This is a genomic window from Geminicoccus flavidas (genome assembly GCF_009806515.1).
Taxonomy (GTDB): Bacteria; Pseudomonadota; Alphaproteobacteria; order Geminicoccales; family Geminicoccaceae; genus Geminicoccus; species Geminicoccus flavidus.
Window position 1 is genome coordinate 1 of record NZ_WUJP01000749.1, and the last position, 4,900, is coordinate 4,900.

General features: G+C 66.3%; 7 protein-coding genes. 5 read left to right on the forward strand and 2 right to left on the reverse strand.

Annotation, left to right across the window (positions count from 1 at the left end):
* The 5 genes from EQG76_RS21400 to EQG76_RS21420 all read left to right on the forward strand — a co-directional run.
* The coding region (locus tag EQG76_RS21400; protein WP_159716357.1) for an ATP-binding cassette domain-containing protein at positions 1 to 369 on the forward strand (369 nt) is incomplete at its 5' end.
* A gap of 48 nt (positions 370 to 417) precedes the next feature.
* Positions 418 to 858 (forward strand): nucleoside diphosphate kinase regulator, encoded by a 441-nt coding sequence (gene rnk, locus EQG76_RS21405; RefSeq protein WP_159716358.1) that lies wholly within the window; start codon positions 418 to 420, stop codon positions 856 to 858.
* A 213-nt stretch (positions 859 to 1,071) separates the two neighbouring features.
* Positions 1,072 to 1,380: a substrate-binding domain-containing protein gene (locus EQG76_RS21410; protein ID WP_159716359.1), complete on the forward strand. Its 309-nt coding sequence runs from the start codon at positions 1,072 to 1,074 to the stop codon at positions 1,378 to 1,380.
* Positions 1,380 to 1,598 carry a type 1 periplasmic-binding domain-containing protein gene (locus tag EQG76_RS21415; RefSeq protein ID WP_159716360.1) on the forward strand — a complete coding sequence of 73 codons (219 nt, stop codon included), beginning with the start codon at positions 1,380 to 1,382 and terminating at the stop codon, positions 1,596 to 1,598. The genes EQG76_RS21410 and EQG76_RS21415 overlap by 1 nt, the downstream gene beginning before the upstream one ends.
* 326 nt (positions 1,599 to 1,924) lie before the next feature.
* On the forward strand, positions 1,925 to 3,625 hold the full coding sequence (locus tag EQG76_RS21420) for a GMC family oxidoreductase (RefSeq protein ID WP_159716363.1): 1,701 nt from the start codon (positions 1,925 to 1,927) through the stop codon (positions 3,623 to 3,625).
* An 85-nt stretch (positions 3,626 to 3,710) separates the two neighbouring features.
* On the opposite strand, the gene EQG76_RS21425 is transcribed toward EQG76_RS21420, so the two are convergent.
* Together EQG76_RS21425 and EQG76_RS21430 are read right to left on the reverse strand one after the other, a co-directional pair.
* Positions 3,711 to 4,001 carry a DUF1330 domain-containing protein gene (locus EQG76_RS21425; protein ID WP_159716361.1) on the reverse strand — a complete coding sequence of 97 codons (291 nt, stop codon included), beginning with the start codon at positions 3,999 to 4,001 and terminating at the stop codon, positions 3,711 to 3,713.
* Positions 3,998 to 4,810, reverse strand: a complete 813-nt coding sequence (locus EQG76_RS21430; RefSeq protein ID WP_159716362.1) for a carbohydrate ABC transporter permease — start codon at positions 4,808 to 4,810, stop codon at positions 3,998 to 4,000. The genes EQG76_RS21425 and EQG76_RS21430 overlap by 4 nt, the downstream gene beginning before the upstream one ends.
* Positions 4,811 to 4,900 lie beyond the last annotated feature (90 nt).

A 4,900-nucleotide genomic window follows, 5' to 3' on the forward strand; every position in this document is an offset into this window, starting at 1 on the left:
GGCTATGCCACCACGGTGGGCGAGCGTGGCGTCAAGCTCTCCGGCGGCGAGCGCCAGCGCGTGGCGCTCGCCCGCGCCTTCTTCGCCGACGCGCCGATCCTGATCCTGGACGAGGCGACCTCAAGCCTCGATTCCGAATCGGAGGCGCTGGTTCAGGATGCGATGGAACGGCTGATGGAGGGTCGGACCGCGATCATCATCGCCCACCGCCTGTCCACCGTGCGCGCGGTGGACCGGATCCTGGTGTTCGAGGGTGGCCGGATCGTCGAGGACGGCAGCCACGACGAACTGATGCAGCGCAAGGACGGGGTCTACCGCCGCCTGTTCGAGCGGCAGGCGGAAGGACTGATCGAGGAAGGCGCCGCTTGAACGCCGAACAACCTGTCTCAGATCAGATATATTGACGGAGAAGACGACATGACTGCCGACAAGAATGCCACCCCCGCCATCACGGTCACCACGCTGGATCATCTCCGCCTGACCGGTGTGGTCGAGGCGTTCGAGCGCCGGGGTGATGGCGAGCTGGTGGAAGCACTGGCAGAGGAACTGGACCGCGCCGAGATCGTGGCGCCGGAGGCGGCACCTGCGGATCTCGTGACCATGCATTCCCGCTGCCGCTTCGCGTCGAGCAGCGGCGAGGAGCGGGAGGTGACCCTGGTCTATCCCGGCGAGGAGGACGTGGCCCAGGGCCGGATCTCGATCGTGACCCCAGTTGGCAGCGCCCTGCTGGGCCTACGCGTGGGCCAGACGATCAGCTTTGCTGGCGCGGATGGGCACAGCCGTGCACTGACGCTCAAGGCGGTGACCTGGCAGCCCGAGGCGGAGGGCGTGGACGTCGGCAGGCCCGGGCGAAGCTGAGCCGATCCGCATTGTCGGTGCCGCGGATCGGATTGTCCTGAAAGACTGGGAACGCCTAAGCTCGACTGCCCGTGAGACGGCGGGCGGCCGAGCCTGGGCCAGAACGAATATCAGGGACGTCCAATCCATGAAGCGGGTCGCTACTCTTCTTGCCGCGGACAAGACCTTCGCCCTCGTGCCCAAGAACATGAACAACTCGTTCTTCGATCAGGCGTGCGACGGCCGTCAGAAGGCCGCCTAGGAGATCTGCGGGATCGAGTTCTATTATATGGGCCGGGCGAACATGGTGGCGGCGACGAGCAGTTCCAGGTCGTCCAGGACCTGATCGCGCGCGGGGTCGACGGCATCGCCGTGCCGGTCGCCAATGCCCCGGCGATCGCCAAGGCCGCGCAGGCAGCCAAGGGCGGGAGCATCCCGTTCGTCACCTGGGGCAGCGACCTGCTCGACCAGGCCACGCACTTCGCTCGACCCATATCGGCACGGCCAACACCGAGATCGGCAAGGAGCTGGCCAAGCGGCTGATGCCGCTCAAGCTCGAGGGCGGCACCTATTGCATCCAGAGCGGTGGGCCGGCGGCAGTCAACATGAACGAGCGGATGCAGGGGATGACCGAGACCCTGCCGGCCGACAAATGGACGCAGGTCGCAGGCTGCCCGCTCTACAACAACGACGACTTACCGCTCTCGATCGTCCAGATGACGGACATCCGGCCAAGTATCCCGACCTGGACGCAATGGTGAACGCCGGCGGGGCGCCGCAGATGCTGCCCGAGGCCTACCGCCAGCTCACCAGCCAGTACCAGGACCGGATCAAATCTGGCTACCTCAGCCTGCTGTTCGTCGAGACCCTGGACATGCAGATGCAGTTCCTGAAGGAGGGACTGAGCCACGGCCAGGTCGGCCAGCGTCCTCACGAGATGGGCTACCGGGCGATGTACGTGCTGGACGACCTGGTTAACGGCAAGCCGGTCCAGGACCTGATCACGGTGGGCCTCGATGTCTGCACGCCTAGACCATCGACAGCTACAAGACCAGCTAGGCAGGCAGGCCCTGCCCGGTTGACCGGGATGCTCCCTGCGCTATCCGCTCCACGCGGGCAGCTCGAGGGAAAGCGGGTGGAATACGACTATGTGATCGCGGGCGGCGGGTCGTCCGCCTGTGTGGCAGCGACCCAGCTGGTCCAGGAGCACGGCGCCAGGGTGCTGCTAATCGAGCGCGGCGCGGCCAGCTATGCCCGGCTGATGCGGATGCCGGCCGGCTACATGAAGTATCTGTGGCGCGAGGACTTCCTCGAGATGCACCACACCGCACCCCAGCCGCAACTGGGCGGGCGGGGGCCGATCGTCCCCCAGGCCAGAGTGCTGGGGGGCGGCAGCTCGGTCAATGCCATGGTCTACATGCGCGGCCAGCGCGAGGACTATGACGGCTGGGAGGAGTATCTGGGGCAGGGCTCGGGCTGGTCCTATGCGGACCTGCTCCCCCACTTCAAGGCGCTGGAGAAGAACGCCAACTTCAACGACGCGTACCACGGCATCCATGGCCGGCTGCTGGTCTCCGATCCGGGCCAGCTCTGCGACACCACGCGGCGCTACATCCTGGCGGCCCAGGGAGCGGGCATTCCGTACAACCGTGACTTCAACGGCGCCGTCCAGGCGGGCGTGGGCGTCATGCAGCACACGATGGGCATCGGGCCGAACGGCAGGATGCAACGCTGCGACGCGGTCACGGCCTTTCTATCCCAGGTGATGGACGACGAGCGGCTGACGGTGACCACCGGCGCCACGGTCACCCGGATCCTGTTCGATGGCCAGCGAGCGATCGGGGTCGAATACGTCCGCAATGGCTCCAGGTTCCGGGCACATGCCGCGCGCGAGGTGCTGGTGGCGACCGGTACCTACAACACTGCCAAGCTCCTGATGCTGTCCGGGCTGGGCCCGGCGGACCATCTCCGGGAACATGGCATCACGGTCCAGGCCGACCTGCCGGGGGTGGGCCAGAACCTGCAGGACCATCACGAGGTGCCGGTGATAGCGCTCTGCCGGCAGCCCGGCGGCTACCATGGCGAGGACCATGGGTGGCGGATGGTCCGCAACGGCCTGCAGTATCTCCTGTTCGGCACCGGGCCAGTGACCACCACCGGGATCGAATCCTGCCTGTTCTACGATCCAGACGGCGGCGAGCGGCCGACGATCCAGCTCTATTGCGGCCCGATCGTCCATGTCGACCGGGACATTTCCGACGTGGAGGATGGCGATGGCATCACCATCGCTTCCTGCCTGCTCCGGCCCAAGGCGCGCGGCACGGTCCGGCTGCGCTCGGCCGATCCGAGTGAGCAGCCCAGGGTGAATGCGAACTTCTTCGGCCATCCCGACGACCTACGCCTGACGCTCGCCTCGATGCGCTTTGCCCGCACCCTGCTGGCAACCGAGCCGCTCGCGTCCAACATCGCCCGCGAGATCCTGCCGGGTGCCGACAAGCTGAGCGACGAGGAGCTGGCGGCGTTCGCGGGCAAGACGGTCAAGACCAACTTCCACCCGGTAGGCACGGCCCGCATGGGCCCGGACCGCGACCCGATGGCGGTGCTGGACGCGCGGCTGCGGGTGCGTGGCGTGGAGGCGCTGCGCGTCATCGACTGCGCCTCGATCCCGTTCATCCCATCCGCCAACACCAACGCGATCGCCCTGACCTTGGGGCACAAGGCAGCCGCCCTGATCATGGCGGACGAGGCGGGCCAGGAAGGGGGGCGGCAGGAGGCGGTCGCCGCCTGAGCTCATTCAAGCTGCCATCCGACATCGGATGGCAGCACCGTGGGCGTGCGCAGGAAGAGACCCTGAGCCCGGGCAACAGCTCGGCTCAGGCGCCTTCCACCGCGATCGCCTCGAACACTGCCGCGCCCAGCCGGAAGCTCCTTGCTTCCTGGTATTGGGCAGAGGCGAAGAATGCCCTGAGCCGGTCCATCGAGGGGAACTCGATGACCACGATCCGCCGCGCTTCCGCAGGCCCTTCCAGTGCCTCGACAGCACCGCCGCGCACCAGGAAGCGGCCGTCGAACGCGGCGACCGCATCCGGGGTGCGCGCGGTGTAGCTCCGGTAGGCTTCCGGGTCGGTGACCTCGACCCGCGCAATCAGGTAGGCCTTGCTCATTTGACCGCTCCAAAGGTCAGTCCGCGGACCAAGTGACGCTGCATAGCCCAGCCCAGCAGCACGATCGGGCCGATCGCCAGCATCGAGGCGCCGGACATCTTGGCCCAGAACATGCCTTCCGCCGCCTTGAAGCTGGCGATGAACACGGTGAGCGGCGCGGCATTCGAGGCGGTGAGCTGCAGGCTCCAGAAGCTCTCGTTCCAGGCCAGGATCGTGCAGAGCAGAGCGGTCGAGGCGATGCCCGGGATGGCGGCGGGTAGGAGGATGAAACGCAGCTCCTCCATGATGCCGGCACCGTCGACCCTAGCCGCCTCCAGGATCTCGTTCGGGATCTCCTTGAAGTAGGTATAGAGCATCCACACGGCGAGCGGCAGGTTCATCAGGAAGAAGATCAGGACCAGGCCCATGATGTGGTCGAGCAGCCCCGCGGCCTGGAAGATCAGGTAGATGGGAATGATCACGCCTACCGCGGGCATCATCTTGGTCGAGATCATCCAGAGCAGGGTCCCGTTGGTGCGCTTGCTCGGGAAGAACGACATCTGGTAGGCGGCCGGGACGGCGAAGAGCAGGCACAATAGCGTCGAGCCCAGTGCGGCGATGATCGAGTTGGTGACGAACTTCGAGTAGGAGCCGCGCGCGAAGACCTCGTTCAGGGACGACAGGGTTGGCTCGAAGAACAGGATCGGCGGCATGGAGAACGCGTCGATCTCGGTCTTGAACGCGGTGATGATCATCCAGAGGATCGGGAAGAACATCAAGAAGGCCAGCCCGTGACCCAGCACGGCGTGGCCCAGGTGGGAGCGCTTCATCCGAACTTCTCCGGGTTCTGCATGTTACGGGCCACCAGGCGGATCAGGAAGATCGCGACGATGTTCGCCAGGATCACGGCGAACAGGCCG

Excerpts from the sequence above, each read along its gene's own strand:
- EQG76_RS21425 (WP_159716361.1), bottom strand. The coding sequence starts at position 4,001 with ATGAGCAAGGCCTACCTGATTGCGCGGGTCGAGGTCACCGACCCGGAA.
- EQG76_RS21420 (WP_159716363.1), top strand. The coding sequence starts at position 1,925 with ATGCTCCCTGCGCTATCCGCTCCACGCGGGCAGCTCGAGGGAAAGCGG.
- rnk (WP_159716358.1), top strand. The coding sequence starts at position 418 with ATGACTGCCGACAAGAATGCCACCCCCGCCATCACGGTCACCACGCTG.
- EQG76_RS21415 (WP_159716360.1), top strand. The coding sequence starts at position 1,380 with ATGCCGCTCAAGCTCGAGGGCGGCACCTATTGCATCCAGAGCGGTGGG.
- EQG76_RS21430 (WP_159716362.1), bottom strand. The coding sequence starts at position 4,810 with ATGAAGCGCTCCCACCTGGGCCACGCCGTGCTGGGTCACGGGCTGGCC.